14 protein-coding genes are annotated in these 15,685 nt (G+C 69.8%); 6 read left to right on the top strand and 8 right to left on the bottom strand.

Annotated features, from left to right (window positions below; translation table 11 throughout):
* Window positions 1-46 precede the first annotated feature (46 nt).
* The 3 genes from AC2H6A_RS04920 to AC2H6A_RS04910 all read right to left on the bottom strand — a co-directional run bounded on the left by AC2H6A_RS04920 (window position 47) and on the right by AC2H6A_RS04910 (window position 2,728).
* Window positions 47-1,084 (bottom strand): ABC transporter permease subunit, encoded by a 1,038-nt coding sequence (locus AC2H6A_RS04920; protein ID WP_484272041.1) that lies wholly within the window; start codon window positions 1,082-1,084, stop codon window positions 47-49.
* Window positions 1,085-1,155: 71 nt separating this feature from the next.
* Window positions 1,156-2,088, bottom strand: coding sequence for a branched-chain amino acid ABC transporter permease (locus tag AC2H6A_RS04915; protein WP_484272025.1), 933 nt, complete (start codon window positions 2,086-2,088; stop codon window positions 1,156-1,158).
* Window positions 2,089-2,404: 316 nt separating this feature from the next.
* Window positions 2,405-2,728 carry a c-type cytochrome gene (locus tag AC2H6A_RS04910; RefSeq protein ID WP_484272024.1) on the bottom strand — a complete coding sequence of 108 codons (324 nt, stop codon included), beginning with the start codon at window positions 2,726-2,728 and terminating at the stop codon, window positions 2,405-2,407.
* A 283-nt stretch (window positions 2,729-3,011) separates the two neighbouring features.
* Here AC2H6A_RS04910 and AC2H6A_RS04905 point away from each other — a divergent pair, with 283 nt between their 5' ends.
* Window positions 3,012-3,272, top strand: coding sequence for a TIGR04438 family Trp-rich protein (locus tag AC2H6A_RS04905; RefSeq protein ID WP_484272023.1), 261 nt, complete (start codon window positions 3,012-3,014; stop codon window positions 3,270-3,272).
* A 69-nt stretch (window positions 3,273-3,341) separates the two neighbouring features.
* Here AC2H6A_RS04905 and ilvD read toward each other — a convergent pair whose 3' ends face one another.
* Window positions 3,342-5,024, bottom strand: a complete 1,683-nt coding sequence (gene ilvD / locus AC2H6A_RS04900; protein WP_484272022.1) for a dihydroxy-acid dehydratase — start codon at window positions 5,022-5,024, stop codon at window positions 3,342-3,344.
* Between the two features lie 185 nt (window positions 5,025-5,209).
* Here ilvD and AC2H6A_RS04895 point away from each other — a divergent pair, with 185 nt between their 5' ends.
* The 5 genes from AC2H6A_RS04895 to AC2H6A_RS04875 are packed head-to-tail and all read left to right on the top strand — an operon-like array spanning window position 5,210 to window position 10,609.
* Window positions 5,210-5,683: a tripartite tricarboxylate transporter TctB family protein gene (locus AC2H6A_RS04895; protein WP_484272021.1), complete on the top strand. Its 474-nt coding sequence runs from the start codon at window positions 5,210-5,212 to the stop codon at window positions 5,681-5,683.
* Window positions 5,683-7,188, top strand: a complete 1,506-nt coding sequence (locus AC2H6A_RS04890; protein WP_484272020.1) for a tripartite tricarboxylate transporter permease — start codon at window positions 5,683-5,685, stop codon at window positions 7,186-7,188. Before AC2H6A_RS04895 ends, AC2H6A_RS04890 begins: the two co-directional genes overlap by 1 nt.
* A 46-nt stretch (window positions 7,189-7,234) precedes the next feature.
* The gene (gene lgt, locus AC2H6A_RS04885) at window positions 7,235-8,062 is read left to right on the top strand and encodes a prolipoprotein diacylglyceryl transferase (RefSeq protein ID WP_484272019.1); all 828 of its coding nucleotides are present in this window, start codon (window positions 7,235-7,237) and stop codon (window positions 8,060-8,062) included.
* Window positions 8,059-9,039 carry a Bug family tripartite tricarboxylate transporter substrate binding protein gene (locus tag AC2H6A_RS04880; protein WP_484272018.1) on the top strand — a complete coding sequence of 327 codons (981 nt, stop codon included), beginning with the start codon at window positions 8,059-8,061 and terminating at the stop codon, window positions 9,037-9,039. The genes lgt and AC2H6A_RS04880 overlap by 4 nt, the downstream gene beginning before the upstream one ends.
* Window positions 9,040-9,085: 46 nt before the next feature.
* Complete coding sequence (locus AC2H6A_RS04875; protein WP_484272017.1) at window positions 9,086-10,609, top strand: malonate--CoA ligase; 1,524 nt, start codon at window positions 9,086-9,088, stop codon at window positions 10,607-10,609.
* A gap of 95 nt (window positions 10,610-10,704) precedes the next feature.
* On the opposite strand, the gene AC2H6A_RS04870 is transcribed toward AC2H6A_RS04875, so the two are convergent.
* Genes AC2H6A_RS04870 through AC2H6A_RS04855 form a run of 4 tightly spaced genes read right to left on the bottom strand, consistent with a single transcriptional unit; the run spans window position 10,705 to window position 15,646 of the window.
* Window positions 10,705-11,937, bottom strand: a complete 1,233-nt coding sequence (locus AC2H6A_RS04870; RefSeq protein ID WP_484272016.1) for a TetR/AcrR family transcriptional regulator — start codon at window positions 11,935-11,937, stop codon at window positions 10,705-10,707.
* A gap of 1 nt (window position 11,938) precedes the next feature.
* Window positions 11,939-12,967, bottom strand: coding sequence for an ABC transporter ATP-binding protein (locus tag AC2H6A_RS04865; RefSeq protein WP_484272015.1), 1,029 nt, complete (start codon window positions 12,965-12,967; stop codon window positions 11,939-11,941).
* Window positions 12,960-13,931, bottom strand: a complete 972-nt coding sequence (locus AC2H6A_RS04860) for an ABC transporter ATP-binding protein (protein WP_484272014.1) — start codon at window positions 13,929-13,931, stop codon at window positions 12,960-12,962. The genes AC2H6A_RS04865 and AC2H6A_RS04860 overlap by 8 nt, the downstream gene beginning before the upstream one ends.
* A complete protein-coding gene (locus AC2H6A_RS04855) occupies window positions 13,931-15,646 on the bottom strand; it encodes an ABC transporter substrate-binding protein (protein WP_484272013.1) in 1,716 nt (571 codons plus the stop codon). The genes AC2H6A_RS04860 and AC2H6A_RS04855 overlap by 1 nt, the downstream gene beginning before the upstream one ends.
* Window positions 15,647-15,685: the final 39 nt, after the last annotated feature.

Raw genomic sequence — 15,685 nt, 5'->3', positions numbered from 1 at the left:
CGCCCTCACCGGGCCCTGACGGGACATCCGCATGGCAGGCATGGCCTCAGCCCCGGCCATGCTGCGGCGCGGGCCACAGCCCGGCCGGACGGCGCAGCATGATCAGGACCATGGCCAGCCCGAAGACCAGCATGCGCAGCGCCTCGGGCGCCACCAGCTCGGCGCCGAACAGCGCCTGCTGCACCGGCCTGGCGGCGTAACGCAGCACCTCGGGGATGGCGTAGAGCAGGATCGCACCGAGCACCACGCCGGGCACATGGCCCATGCCGCCCAGCACCACCATGGCCACGATTACCACCGACTCCGACAGCACGAAGCTCTCGGGCGACACGAAGCCCTGGAAGGCCGCGAACATCGCGCCCGAGACGCCGCCGAAGGACGCCCCCATCGCGAAGGCCAGCAGCTTCACATTGCGGGTGTTGATGCCCATGGCGCGCGCCGCCACCTCGTCCTCGCGGATGGCCATCCAGGCCCTGCCCAGGCGCGAGTCCTGAAGGCGGATGCTGGTGATGATCACCAGCACGGTGAGCGCGAGGAAGAGGTAGTAGTAGAGCTGGACCGATTGCAGCTCGAAGCCGCCGATGACCAGCGGCCTGGACAGGTCCACCGGCCCGATGCTCACCGGGTCGATGTTGCTGATGCCCTGCGGGCCGTTGGTGATGTTCAGCGGCGCGTTCAGGTTGTTCAGGAAGATGCGGATGATCTCGCCGAAGCCCAGCGTGACGATGGCGAGGTAGTCGCCGCGCAGGCGCAGCGTAGGCGCGCCCAGCAGCACGCCGAACAGCGCAGCGAGCCCGGCCGAGAGCGGCACCACCAGCCAGATCGAGTTGTGCAGGCCATCGGGGGCGACGGCCGCGATCCAGGCGAAGTTCTCCTGCAGGTGCGGCGAGGACAGCAGCGCGTACAGGTAGGCACCCACCGCGTAGAACGCGACATAGCCCAGGTCGAGGAGGCCGGCATAGCCCACGACGATGTTCAGGCCCACCGCCAGCATGATGTAGAGCAGCGCGAAGTCGAGCATGCGCACCCAGGCGTTGCCCGCCAGACCCGCCACCAGCGGCAGCACCGCCAGCACCACCGCCATGGCCAGTGTGGCTGCGAAGGCGGCACGCGGATTGCCCGCCAGCGAGGGAAAGAAGTGCTTCATCGCACGGCTCAGGCCCGGTCGGCGACCCGCTCGCCCATGATTCCGGAGGGCCGCAGCACCAGCACCGCGATCAGCACCACGAAGGCGAAGATGTCCTGGTAGTGGCTGCCCAGGAAGCCGCCGGTGAGGTCGCCGATGTAGCCTGCGCCCAGGCTCTCGATCAGGCCCAGCAGCAGTCCGCCCACCACCGCCCCGGCAAGGTTGCCGATGCCGCCCAGCACTGCCGCGGTGAAGGCCTTCAGGCCCGGGATGAAGCCCATCGAGAACTGCGCGATGTTGTAGTTCATGGCCACCAGCACGCCGGCCACCGCGGCCAGCGCGGCGCCGATCGCGAAGGTGGCCGCGATCACCTGGTTGGCGTTCACGCCCATCAGGCCGGCGATGCGCGGGTTTTCGGCGGTGGCCCGCATGGCGCGGCCCAGCCGGGTGCGGTTCACCAGCAGCATCAGGCCGGCCATCAGGAGTGCCGAGACGCCCAGGATCAGCACCTGCTTGGGGGCCAGCACCGCGCCACCGATCCGGACGGGTTCGGTGGGCAGCAGGTCGGGGAAGACGATGGGGTTGGGCTTCCAGACGATCATCGCCAGGGTCTGGATGACGATGGACAGGCCGATGGCGGTGATCAGCGGCGCCAGCTTGGGGGCATGCCGCAATGGCCGGTAGGCGACCCGCTCGATGAGCAGCGACAGCGCGATGCACACCGGGATGGCTGCGCCGATGGCCAGCAGCAGCACGACGGGGCCGGGCAGGCCGGCGCCGCCGAGCGCCGAGACCACCGTCACGCCCACCATGGCGCCCACCATCAGCACCTCGCCGTGGGCGAAGTTGATCAGCTGCAGGATGCCGTAGACCATGGTGTAGCCCAGCGCCACCAGCGCATAGACGCTGCCCAGCACGAGGCCGTTGAGGATCTGCTGCAGCAGGATGTCAAGGTCCGGCACCGGCGGGTTCCCGAAAAACCGGCGCAGTGTACGCGCAAAGCGGTTGCTGTCCGCCGATTCCCGCCCGCACGCCAGGGTGGAGCGCCCCAGGCTTGCCGAGCCGCCCGCGCACGGACAAAAAAAACCCCGGTCTGTGCCGGGGACAACCAGCCGTGAAGGGAATGATCCGTTCGGCTGGAGGAGGAGCCATTGCGTCGCGCACGGGGCGCATTGCCTGACGCAAGGCTACCCTCGCATCGCCGTCGGATCCGGGCAGGTCAGGATGGGCGGGGCCGGCGCCCGGATGGATGGTGCGGGGCCGTGTCTGCCGGCCGGCTCAGCGGCCGGTGAGAATCCACTTGACCAGGACGCCGGCCTCGTCGGCCGTGACCTGCGGATTGGCCGGCATGGGGATCTGGCCCCAGACGCCGACGCCGCCCTCCCGGACCTTGCGCACCAGCTTGGCCTGCGCGTTGGTGTCGGCGGCGTACTTGGCGGCGATGTCCTTGAACGAGGGGCCGATCAGCTTCTTCTCGGGCGCATGACAGGCGTTGCAGTTGCGGGCCCGGGCAAGGTCGGCACTGGCCATGGCCGGCCCGGCAAGCAGGGCGAGACCGAGCACCAGCAGGCGGGCGGTGGCGGGAGCGGCGGTGTGGGGCATGGTCGGCGGGCTCCGGAATGCTGGGGACATCGACGCGTCGGGTTCGCCGTGGATGACTTCCCCGGGCGCGTCGAGGGTGGTTTGAGTCGATGCTACCTGATCCGCCTTGCAGATCCCGGGCGGTCCGGGCGCGCACCAGGGGCGGGCAGGCAGCCCGGTACCGGGTGCAACCGCGCCGACGCCGCTGGCCGTTCATGCTGCCGGGTTGTCCGCCCATGCAGGCAGACTGGCGGCAAGTGGGCTGCACGGCTATGGTGCGGGCATTGTCTCCTGGTTGATGCCCATGATCCTGATCTGGGGTGGTTCCTTCCTCATTGTGCTCAAGCTGCTCGAGGTCGGGCCTTTCGGGGCGATCTCGTGGTGGTGGGTGGCCGCGCCATTCGCGGCGGCCCTGATCTGGTTCGAGTTCCTGGAGGGCTTGCTGGGCTTCGATCGGCGTGGTGTCGATCGCGAGGAACTCGACCGCGCCCGCAACGAGCGGGTGGCCGCGCGATTCCGCGTCTCTCGCGAGGAGCGCAAGGCGCGCAAGCGCGACGCGGGCTGAAGCCCGCGGCGGCACCTGGCGCTCCTGCGCTCAGCCAGGGCGCGCCCCGCCGGCCGGTTGCCTGTCGCCCTATTCGTCCGAGTCGAGCACGGCGCCCTTGCTGGCGCTGGCCGAGAGCTTGCGGAACTTCGCCAGCACCCCCCGCGGGTAGTTGCTCTCAGGGGCCCGCCAGGCGGCGCGCCGGCGGGCGAGCACCTCGTCGGGCACATTCAGCTCCAGCGCCTGACGGTGCGCATCGATGGTGATCGAATCGCCTTCCTCGACCAGGGCGATCGGGCCGCCCACATAGGCCTCGGGGGCCACATGACCGACCACCATGCCCCAGGTGCCGCCGGAGAAGCGGCCGTCGGTGATCAGGCCCACCGACTCGCCCAGGCCCGCGCCGATGATCGCCGAGGTGGGCGCGAGCATCTCGGGCATGCCGGGCGCACCCTTGGGGCCGAGATAACGCAGCACCATCACATCGCCGGCCTGGATGCGGCCTTCCATGATGGCGCTCATGGCCGAGGGCTCATCGTCGAACACGCGGGCCGGACCGGTGATCACCGGGTTCATCAGGCCGGTGATCTTGGCCACCGAGCCCTCCGGCGACAGGTTGCCCTTGAGGATGGCGAGATGGCCCTCGGTGTACATCGGCTTGTCGATCGGCAGGATCACGTCCTGGTCGGCGCGCGGGGTGTCGGGCACATGGGCGAGTTCCTCGGCCAGGGTGCGACCCGTGATGGTCATGCAGTGACCGTGCATCAGGCCGGCCTTGAGCAGGATCTTCATCACCTGCGCGATGCCGCCTGCGCGATGCAGGTCCACCGCCACATAGCGGCCCGAGGGCTTGAGGTCGCAGATCACCGGGGTGCGGCGGCGGATGCGCTCGAAGTCGTCGATCGTCCAGTCGATGCCGGCCGCGTGCGCGATCGCGAGGAAGTGCAGCACCGCGTTGGTCGAGCCGCCGGTGGCCATGATCAGCGTGACCGCGTTCTCGATCGACTCGCGGGTGACGATGTCCAGGGGGCGCAGGTTGTTGCGCACCGCCTCGATCAGCACCTTGGCCGAGGCCGAGGCGGAATCGGTCTTCTCGCTGTCGGGGTTGGCCATGGTGGAGGAACCGATCAGGCTCATGCCCAGTGCCTCGAAGGACGAGGACATGGTGTTGGCGGTGTACATGCCGCCGCACGAACCGGTGCCGGGGATGGCGTTGCGCTCGATGCCCTCGAAGTCCTCCTGGCTCATGCGGCCGCGCGAGTACTCGCCCACCGCCTCGAACACCGAGACGATGGTCAGGTCCTGGCCCTTCCACTTGCCCGGCTTGATGGTGCCGCCGTAGACATAGATGGCCGGGACATTGCAGCGCAGGATGCCGATCATGCCGCCGGGCATGTTCTTGTCGCAGCCGCCGACCACCAGCACGCCGTCCATCCACTGGCCCTGCACCGCGGTCTCGATGCAGTCGGCGATCACCTCGCGCGAGATCAGCGAATACTTCATGCCCTCGGTGCCCATCGACATGCCGTCGGAGATGGTGGGCACGCCGAAGACCTCGGGGTTGGCGCCGCCGGCACGCAGCGCCGCCTCGGCGGCGTCGGTGAGCACCTGCAGGCCCGAGTTGCACGGGGTGATGGTGGAGTGGCCATTGGCAATCCCGATGAAGGGCTTGCTCATGTCCGAGGGCTGATAGCCCATGCCGTAGTACATCGACCGGTTGGGGGCGCGGGCCACGCCCTCGGTGATGTTTCGGGAGCGACGGTTGGCGGACATGCGGGGTCTCCTGGTCAGCGTGAGGTTGCGGTGCGGCCAGGCGTCTTGCGCGGGGTGGATCCCGCGATGCCCGACAGGGCGCGAGTATATAAAACCCGTCCATCGACCCGGCCGGATGCCCCGGCGTGACGGTCTCAGGTCACGGGTTATAGTCGCAGCGCCGCCGGTGCGGCGAGGGTGGGGGGATGGCGGGCTCGGGCGGGCATCGGATCGTGGGGGCGGCGGTGGCCTTGCTGGCGCTGGCGCTGGCCAGCGGCCTGCCCTTCATCGATGCGCAGGCCGGCTATGCGGGCCTGTCGCCGCGCTTTGTGCCCACCCTGGTCTGCGTCGGGCTCGCACTTGCCGCGTGGCGCCTGTGGCGGCGTCCCGATGCGGTGCTCGCGCAGGCACCCGAGGCCGCCAGCGCCGTGCATCCCGAGGCCGCCCGGCAGCGCCTCGCCTGGGCGGCCGGCGGCCTTCTCGGCCATCTTGTGCTGGTGGGCACGGCCGGATTCGTGGTCGCCAGCACGCTGCTGCTGGTGTGCGTGGCTCGCGGCTTCGGCAGCCAGCGCCCCGCGCGTGATGCCCTGGTCGGGCTTGCCCTGACGCTGCCGGTCTGGTTCGTGTTCGCCCGTCTGCTCGGTGTGGGCCTGAAGCTCTTCCCGCCGGCGGGGCTCTGATGACCGATACGCTGCTCGCGCTGGGCGGGGGCTTTGCCGCCGCGCTCTCGCCCATCAACCTGCTCTGGGCGCTGGCGGGCTGTCTGGTCGGCACGGCCATCGGCGTGCTGCCCGGCGTGGGGCCCGCGCTCACCCTGGCCATGCTGCTGCCGCTCACCGCCAAGGTCGAGCCGGCCTCGGCGCTGATCCTGTTTGCCGGCATCTACTACGGCGCGATGTTCGGCGGCTCCACCACGTCCATCCTGATGAACACCCCGGGCGAGTCCTCCACCATGGTCACCGCCCTGGAGGGCAACGCGATGGCCCGCAGCGGTCGGGCCGGGCCCGCGCTGGCCACCGCCGCCATCGGCTCCTTCCTGGCCGGCACCCTGGCCACGGTGGCCCTGTCGCTGGTGGCCCCGGCAGCGGCCCGGTTCGCGCTGCGCTTCGGGCCGGCCGAGTACTTCATGCTGATGGTGCTGGCCTTCACCACCGTCTCCGCGGTGCTCGGCGCCTCGGCCTTGCGCGGCTTCATCAGCCTGCTGATCGGACTGGCCCTCGGTCTGGTGGGCATCGACGCCACCTCGGGTCAGACCCGCTACACCCTGGGCATCCCCGAGCTCTACGACGGCATCGATGTCGTGGTGGTGGCCGTCGGCCTGTTCGCGGTGGCCGAGACCCTCCATGGCGCGCTCCATCTGCAGCCCGCCGGCGAGGTCGGCCGCGCAGGCAGCGTGGTCATGAGCCGGGCCGACTGGCGCCGCTCGCTGCCGGCCTGGCTGCGCGGCACGGCGATCGGCTTTCCCTTCGGCCTGATCCCGGCCGGCGGGGCCGAGATTCCCACCTTCCTGTCCTATGCCACCGAGAAGCGGCTGTCGGCCAACAAGGCCGAGTTCTCCTCCGAGGGCGGGCCGGGCGCGATCGAGGGCGTGGCCGGGCCCGAGGCGGCCAACAACGCCGCGGTCACCGCCACGCTCGCGCCCCTGCTCACCCTGGGCATCCCGGTGTCGAGCACCACCGCCATCCTGCTGGCGGCCTTCCAGAACTACCAGCTGCAGCCCGGACCCACCCTGCTGCAGACCTCCGGCACCCTGGTCTGGACGCTGATCGCCTCGCTCTACATCGGCAATGTGATGCTGCTGGTGCTGAACCTGCCGCTGGTGGGCCTGTGGGTGCGGGTGCTGCGCATTCCCGCGCCGCTGCTGCAGGGCGGCATCCTGGTCTTCGCCACGCTGGGCGCCTGGAGCCTGCGCCAGTCATGGTTCGATCTGCTGCTGCTGCTGCTGATCGGCCTGCTCGGGCTGGCCATGCGCCGCTTCGGCTTTCCGGCCGCGCCGGTGATCGTCGGCATGATCCTCGGCCCGATGGCCGAGAAGCAGCTGCGCAATGCCCTGTCGATCAGCCAGGGCGACTGGAGCGTCTTCCTGACCCGCCCGCTGTGCCTTGCGCTGGTGGTGCTGGTGGTCGCCGTGCTCCTGCTGCCGCTGTGGCATCGGCGGATCCGGCGCGGCGTCGTGTCAGAATAATCCGGGTTCGCGCGCCGCCGCCGGCGGCGCCTCTGCCGAGACTGCCTTGGTCGTCACCCATCCCGAGTTCGATCCGATCGCCCTGCAAGTCGGCCCGCTGGCGGTGCGCTGGTACGGGCTGATGTACCTGGTCGCCTTCGCGGCCTTCTTCGGGCTGGGACGCTGGCGCCTTGCCCATGGCCACCATGCCCGCAGCAGCGGCCTGAGCCCGCCGCAGCTGGAAGACCTGCTCTTTCACGGCGCGCTGGGGGTGGTGCTCGGTGGCCGGCTGGGGTATGTGCTGTTCTACAAGCCGGCCTACTACCTGGGCCATCCGCTCGAGGTGTTTGCGGTCTGGCAGGGCGGCATGTCCTTCCATGGCGGCATGCTCGGCGTCATTCTCGCCATCGCCTGGTGGTGCCGGCGCCGGCAGCTGGCCTTCTGGCCGGTGATCGATGTCGTCGCACCGCTGGTGCCGCTCGGTCTGGCCGCGGGGCGCCTGGGCAACTTCATCAATGGCGAGCTCTGGGGGCGGGCCACCGGGGGCGGCTGGGGCATGGTCTTTCCGCAGGCCGGTGATGCGCTCGCCCGGCATCCCTCCCAGCTCTACCAGTTCGCCGGCGAGGGCCTGCTGCTGTTCGCCTGCCTGTGGTGGTACTCGAGCCGGCCGCGGCCGCCGGGCGCGGTCTCGGGCCTGTTTCTTGCGGGCTACGGCCTGATGCGCGCGCTCGCCGAGTTTGCCCGCGAGCCCGACGCCTTCCTCGGCCTGCTGTTCTTCGGGCTCACCATGGGCCAGCTGCTCTCGGTGCCCATGGTGGTGCTGGGCATCTGGCTTTGGCGGCGTTCGCTCGCCGCCGGCCCGGTTCACGACCATACCTCCAGGAGACATTCATGACCCGCCTTCATCGACGGCTGCTGACGGCCGCCGTGGCGCTTGCCGGCGCCGCGTTCCCGCTGTTCGCCCAGGCGCAGGCCTGGCCCGCCCGCCCCATCCGCCTGATCGTGCCCTTCCCGCCGGGGGGCGGCACCGATGCCTTCGCGCGGCCGCTCGCCAAGGTGCTGTCACAGAACCTCGGCCAGCAGGTGGTGATCGACAACCGCGGCGGTGCCGGCGGCACGCTCGGCGCCGAGCTCACCGCCAAGTCGCCGGCCGACGGCTACACCTTCCTGATGGGCGCGGTGCACCACACCATCGCGGTCAGCCTGTATCCGCGGCTCGGCTACGACCTGCAGAAGGACCTCGCCCCGGTCACGATGGTGGCGCTGGTGCCCAATGTGGTGGTGGTCAACCCGCAACGGGTGCCGGCTCGCAGCTTTGCCGAGTTCCAGGCCTTCGTGAAGGCCAACCCCGGTCGGCTCAACTACGGCTCGGCCGGCAACGGCACCACGCACCAGCTCACGGTGGAGCTCTGGAAGACCCAGACCCGCAGCTTTGCCACCCACATCCCCTATCGGGGCGCCGGTCCGGCCCTGCAGGATCTGCTCGCCGGTCAGGTGGACTTCATGTTCGACGGTCTTGGCAGCGCCATTGCGCACATCAAGGCCGGCAAGCTGGTGCCGCTGGCGGTGACCTCGGCGCAGCGCTCGCCCGCGCTGCCCGAGGTGCCCACCCTCGACGAGGCGGGCGTCAAGGGCTATCAGGCCCGCACCTGGTACGCGCTGTGGGCTCCGGCCGGCACCCCGCGCGAGATCATCCTGCGCCTGCAGCAGGAGACCGCCAAGGCACTGGCCGGTGCCGAACTGCGCGGCGTCTGGCAGTCGCTCGGTGCCGAGGCCGGCGGCCAGCCGCCGGAAGACCTGGCCCGCTTCGTCGAGACCGAGATCGTCAAGTGGGCCAAGGTGGTCAAGGATTCCGGCGCCAAGCTCGACTGAGTGCGCGCCTCGCCACGCGCTGCCACCCATCTCATTGCCTGCCCCCATGACCGACAACCACAACCTCTATGCGGTGCTCGCCGGGGGCTTCCCGGCCGAGCGCGATGCCTGCGCGATCGAATCGCGCGACGCCGATGGCCGTCCGCTCTACTTCACCTGGGGCGACATCGATCGCGCCACCGCCCGGCTGGCCAACCTGCTGCGCTCGCTGCGGCTGCCCGCGGGCTCCCGGGTGGCGGTGCAGGTCGAGAAGTCGCCCGAAGCGCTGCTGCTGTATCTCGCCACGCTGCGCGCCGGGCTGGTCTACCTGCCGCTGAACTCGGCCTACCAGGCGGCCGAGCTCGATTACTTCATCGGCAACGCCCGCCCCGGTCTGGTGGTGTGCGCACCCGCGGCGCGCGAGCGCATCGCGCCGATCGCCGCGGCCCATGGCGTGCGTCACCTGCACACCCTGGGCGAGCAGCGCGAGGGCAGCCTGCTGATGGCCGCCGCTGCGCACGATGACCGCTTTCGCACGGTTCGGCGCGCAAGCGGTGATCTCGCCGCCATCCTGTACACCTCGGGCACCACCGGCCGCAGCAAGGGCGCCATGCTCTCGCACGGCAATCTCGCCGCCAACGCGCTCACCCTGCAGCACTACTGGCGCTGGCGGCGTGGCGATGTGCTGCTGCATGCGCTGCCGATCTTCCATGTGCACGGTCTGTTCGTGGCCAGCCACGGTGCGCTGCTCGCCGGCAGCAAGATGATCTGGCAGGCCCGGTTCGATCCCGCCGCGGTCGTGCGTGAACTGCCGCGGGCCACCGTCTTCATGGGCGTGCCCACCATGTACGTGCGCCTGCTCGACCACCCCGGTTTCACCGCCGAGTGCGCGGCCGGCATGCGCCTGTTCATCTCCGGGTCGGCACCGCTGCTGCCTGACACCTTCCGTCAGTTCGAGTCGCGCATCGGCCAGCGCATCCTCGAGCGCTACGGCATGAGCGAGACGGTCATGCTCACCTCCAATCCCTACGACGGCAACCGCGTGGCCGGCACGGTCGGTCTGCCGCTGCCGGGTGTGTCGGTACGGGTGGTGGGTGATGGCGGTCGCGCCTGCGGCATGGGCGAGATCGGCGGCATCGAGGTGCGCGGCCCGAATGTCTTCAGCGGCTACTGGCAGATGCCCGAGAAGACCCGCGAGGAGTTCACCGCCGACGGCTGGTTCCGCACCGGCGATGTCGGCCGTTGGGACGCCAACGGCTATCTTTCCATCGTCGGTCGCAGCAAGGACCTGATCATTTCCGGCGGCTACAACGTGTACCCGAAGGAGATCGAGTCCTGGCTCGACGACATGCCTGGCGTGTTCGAGTCGGCGGTCATCGGCGTGCCGCATCGCGACTTCGGCGAAGCGGTCACCGCGGTGGTGGTGCCGCAGCCCGGCGCGAGCCTGGACGAGGCCGCGCTCATCGCGGCGCTCAAGCAGAAGATCGCGTCCTTCAAGGTGCCCAAGCGCATCCATGTGGTGCCGGAGCTGCCACGCAACCAGATGGGCAAGGTGCAGAAGAACCTGCTGCGCGAGCGCTTCGGCGGCTGAGCCTGTCGGGGCGGCCGCGTTCGCCGGCGCAGCCGCCGGGCCCGCCCGGGCATTCGCCGCGTCAGCCATGGCGTTCGCCGCGTCAGCGCCCGGTGTCAGCCGCGCCAGCCGATGCCCATCAGCAGCGGCGCCGCGAACAGCTGCGCCGCATCGGTCTCGCCCACCCCCGGCGCCCAGGTGGGCAGCTCGGCGGCGGCGTTGATCATGGCATCCACCAGGTAGGCCGCCACCGCCTGATCGGCTGCCCGCACCGAGCCGTCGATCTGCCCGTCCACGACCAGGGCGCGCAGCTGGGCGATCTGCCGGTTGCGGGTCTGCTGGACCGGCGTGCGCGACTCGGGCGGCAGCGCGCTGAGCGCGGTCACCCGCAGCAACGGCCCGGCCGGTGACAGCTGGTGGGCCACCAGCAGCTGGCTGGCCAGGGCGAGCCGGTCCCAGCCGCTGCCCTGTGTCGCCCGCGCCAGCGCGATGGCCTCGCGGATGATCGAGAAGGTCTGCTCGAAGCAGGCCGCGATCAGGTCGCCCTTGTGCTCATGGTGATGGTAGAACGAGCCCTTGGTGAGGTTCAGCCGCGAGGCGATGCGTGCCACCGAGGCGCCGCGAAAGCCCTGCTGGTTGATGAGGGCGGTGGCCGCCTGAAGGAAGTCCTGGCCACCCGCCGACGGGCCAGCCGAGCCCGCGGTGCCCAGCCTGGCGGGCAGGGCATCGGACCAGCGGGCGCATGGCCCGGCGAGGCCCTCGATGAGGATGTCGGCCACCCGGTCGGCAAGCGCCGGCAGATCCGCGGGTTCATGGTGCCGCACCAGGCTGCGGCTGTTGGCCATCGACAGCAGCAGATGGCTGCGGGCATTGAGCGCCGGTCTCGACAGCCAGGGCAGCGGGCCCTGCAGCAGGCGCCGCACGCCGCGGAACATCCCGGTGTAGGCGTCGAACACGCGCCCGGAATGGCTCTCGGGCAGCGCCCGGATCTCGTTGAACAGGATCAGCGGCCCGCGCCGGCCCAGGGCGATGTCCTGTTCGATGCGGTAGCACCCGCGCAGCAGCGCACGCACCCGGCCGGCGAGTGTGGACTCGGCAGACGCTGCGCTGACCACCTGCGACTGCACCTCGATCGCACGCAGGAAGCAGGCGCTGGCCAGATCTTCCTTGCGCTTGTGATAGTAGGTGATGCCGCTGGTGGCCAGGCCGAGCTCACGGGCCACTTCGGCCAGCGTGGCCCCTTTCACGCCGTGCCGGTTGAACACGCCGGCGGCGGCATCGAGTGCCGCCTCCTGTCGCCGCAGGTAGCGCTCGGTCTGGGGGGCGACCTGCGACAGCCGCGCGTTCACGTCATGCCGGATGCAGGTGGCAGGCCACGGTGCGGCCCGAGGCATTGCTCACCAGCGGGGGCTCCTCGCTGCGGCAGCGTTCGGTCGCGTGCGGACAGCGGGTGTGGAATCGGCAGCCGCTCGGCGGCGAAAGCGCGCTGGGCACCTCGCCGGTGACGACCAGCCGCTCACGGCGCGCCTCGACCGCAGCATCGGCCACCGGGATGGCCGCGAGCAGCGCCTGGGTGTAGGGATGCAGCGGCTCGCGATAGAGGTCATCGCGCGAGGCCACCTCGACGATCTTGCCGAGGTACATCACCGCGATGCGGTCGCTGATGTGCCGCACCACCGCGAGGTCGTGGGCGACGAAGATGTACGACAGACCCAGCCGTTCCTGCAGGTCCATGAAGACATTGACCACCTGCGCCTGGATGGACACATCGAGCGCCGAGACCGGCTCGTCGCAGACGATCAGGCCCGGCTCCAGCGCCAGCGCGCGGGCGATGCCGATGCGCTGGCGCTGGCCGCCCGAGAACTCGTGCGGGTAGCGCTCGGCCATGTCAGGCAGCAGGCCCACCATGGCCAGCAGCGCGGCGATGCGCTCGCGGTAGGCGGTGCGATCGGCATCGAGCCCGTGCACCTGAAGCGGCTCGCCGATGATGTCGCGCACCCGCATGCGCGGGTTGAGCGAGCCATAGGGGTCCTGGTAGACCATCTGCATGCGCCGTCGCATCGAGCGCATCTGGTCCCGGCTGAGGCGGGTGATGTCGGTGCCCTCGAACACGATGCTGCCGGCGGTGGGTTCGAGCATGCGCAGCACCGCCAGCCCGGTCGTGGACTTGCCGCAGCCGCTCTCGCCGACCAGGCCGAGGGTCTCGCCGCGGCGCAGGCTGAAGGAGACGCCGTCGACGGCGTGCACCTTGGCCACCTGTTTCTGGATGATCACCCCCTTCATCACCGGGAAGTGAACCTTCAGGTCCTGCACTCGCAGGATCTCGGCCGTCTGCCCGGCCTGCGCGGGGGGCGCTGTGGCGATCGCAGTGTCAGTCATCGACGAAGCAGGCCTTGTGGTGGTTGGGCGCGATCTCGCGCAGCATCGGCCGCTCGCTGCGGCAGCGATCGCTGGCGAGCTTGCAGCGCGGGGCGAAGGCGCACCCCGGCGGTAGCGCCGACAGGTCGGGCGGCGAGCCCTCGATGGGCACCAGTCGCCGGCGGGTGTCGCCATCGAGCCGGGGGATGGAGGCCATCAGGCCGCGGGTGTAGGGATGCGAGGGCGTGGCGTAGAGCTGCGCGGCAGGCGCGGTCTCGACCACCCGGCCGCCGTACGTGACGATCACCCGGTTGGCATAGCGCGCGACCACGCCGAGGTCATGGGTGATCAGGATGAGCGCCGAGTTGGCCTGCCGGGCGAGGTCCTGCAGCAGATCGAGGATCTGGGCCTGCACGGTGACATCGAGCGCGGTGGTGGGCTCGTCGGCGATGATCAGCTGCGGCTCGCAGGCCAGCGCCATGGCGATCATCGCGCGCTGGCGCATGCCGCCCGAGAACTGGTGCGGATAGGCGTTGACCCGCGCCGCGGCGTCGGGAATGCGCACCAGGCCGAGCAGCTCGCGGGCACGCTCGAGGGCGCCCGACCAGGGCGTGCCGCGGTGCAGGTTCACCGGCTCGCCGATCTGCCGGCCGACGGTGATCGCCGGGTTCAGCGAGGACATCGGTTCCTGGAAGATCATCGCGATGCGGTTGCCGCGGATGGCGCGGATGCTGCGGTCGTCGAGCTTCACCAGATCGGTGCCGTCGAACAGGATCTCGCCGCCGATGATCTTGCCGGGCGGGTCGGGGATCAGCCGCAGGATGGACAGCGCGGTGACGCTCTTGCCCGAGCCCGACTCGCCCACGATGGCGACGGTCTCGCCGGCATTGACATCGAACGAGACATCATCCACCGCGGTGACCGTGCCGCGTTCGGTGCGGAAGCGGGTGGTCAGCCCGCGCACGCTCAGCAGGGGAGCGGCCATCACTTGTAGCCCATCTTCTGCTTCATTTCCTGGTCGACCCAGATGCGGGCGTAGATGGGGCCTGGCCTGACCGACCCGGCACGCAGCTCGCCGTTGTAGTTCTTCACCCAGGGCCACCAGGCGGTGTAGTTGTGCGAGGTGGGCAGCCAGATGTAGGGCGCCTTGTCGACGATCTCGCGCACCATCTCCCTGATGAGCTGCTGGCGTTTGCCGAGGTCGCGCTCGGCATAGGCCGCGGCCATCTTGCGGTCGAAGGCGGGGTCGGAATACTGGGACGGATTCCAGAGCTCGCCGGTGACGAAGCTCTTGTGCAGGCTGCGGGTGGGGTTCACATGGCCGTTGTTCATGAAGTAGCCCGGCCCGAGCGTCTTGGAGGTCATGCGCGACAGGAAGGCACCGTACTCGAGCGGCTCGATCTGCAACCTGACGCCCACCTTCTCGAGGTAGGCCGCGACCATCGGCACCAGCTCCATGTGCACCGGGCTGTTGGCGTTGACCTGCACCTTGAAGCTGAAGCCGTTGGGGTACCCGGCTTCGGCAAGCAGCCTCTTCGCCTTGTTGGGGTTGTAGGTGAAGAGCTCCTTCACCGATTCGGGCATGGCCGAGAGCGGCTCGTAGAAGCCGGTGTAGTCGGGGTGCATGGGATAGCCGAAGAGCTCGGCATTGCCGCCCCAGAAAACCTTGACGATCTCCTGCTTGTTGACCGCCATGTTCAGCGCCCGCCGCACCCGGATGTCGTCGAAGGGCTTCTGGTCGACCCGCATGGCGAGGAAGGTGCCGTCGGTGGCGGTCCATCGCGACCACTTCAGCTGCGGGGCGCTCTTCTTCAGCTCCTCGACCGCGCTCCAGCGCACGTTCTCCATGATGTCGAGCTTGCCGGTGCGCAGCGCCGCGTAGGCGGCGGCCTCGTCCTTGATGATGCGATAGACCAGCTTGTCGACGAAGGGCAGCTTGTACGCCTGCCCGCCGATGGTCTCCCTGTCCCAGTAGATCGGGTTCTTCAGATAGGTGTTGGAGTTGCCGTTGACGAACTCGCTGAGCATGAACGGCCCGGTGCCGTTGTGGTTCTTCCAGTTGGCCGCGCCGGCGGCGACCACCTCGCGCGGCTGGATGCCGGAGTAGTAGCCCCAGCCGAAGCGCGCGTCCCACTCGGCGAAGAAGTCCTTGAAGGTGAAGAGCACGGTGTGCCGGTCGGTGGCCTCGACCTTGATCACATGATCAAAGAAGCCGCGCTGCGCCTTGGGGCTCTTGATCTGGCGCTCGTAGCTGAACACCACATCATCGGCGACCAGCTCGCGCGCGGCCATCACGCCCTTCTTCTCGGGGAACATCACGCCCTTGCGCAGCTTGACCTCCAGGCGCAGCGGGTTCTCGATCCAGCGCCAGGTCTCGGCCAGCTCGCCCCGGATGGCATCCACCGGCAGGTAGCCGTCGGAGGTGAACGGATGCTTGCCGCCGTTGCGGGTGCCCTTGCCCAGATCGGCGGCGAACAGCTGCTCGTAGTACTGGCCGGTGTCGTGGTTCTGCTTCCAGTTCCAGTCGGCGAGGTCCCAGGTGAGCGCGGAGATGGTGTAGTAGACCGTGGCCACGCTCAGCGTGCCGCCGTACTGCGGCCGTTCGGCCGCCGGCTGGGCCGACACCAGGGCGGTGGCGGCAAGGGCGGCAGCGCCCAGCGCGGCGCGCAGGGCGAATCCGGTCTTGCGGATTGGGTTCATCGCTTGGCTCCGTCTTGACGGCGGCGGCCCGCGGGCCGC

Source organism: Quisquiliibacterium sp. (assembly GCF_982640115.1).
Note: the sequence above shows the minus strand (reverse complement) of the source record. Positions and strands in the feature narration are given on the sequence as shown.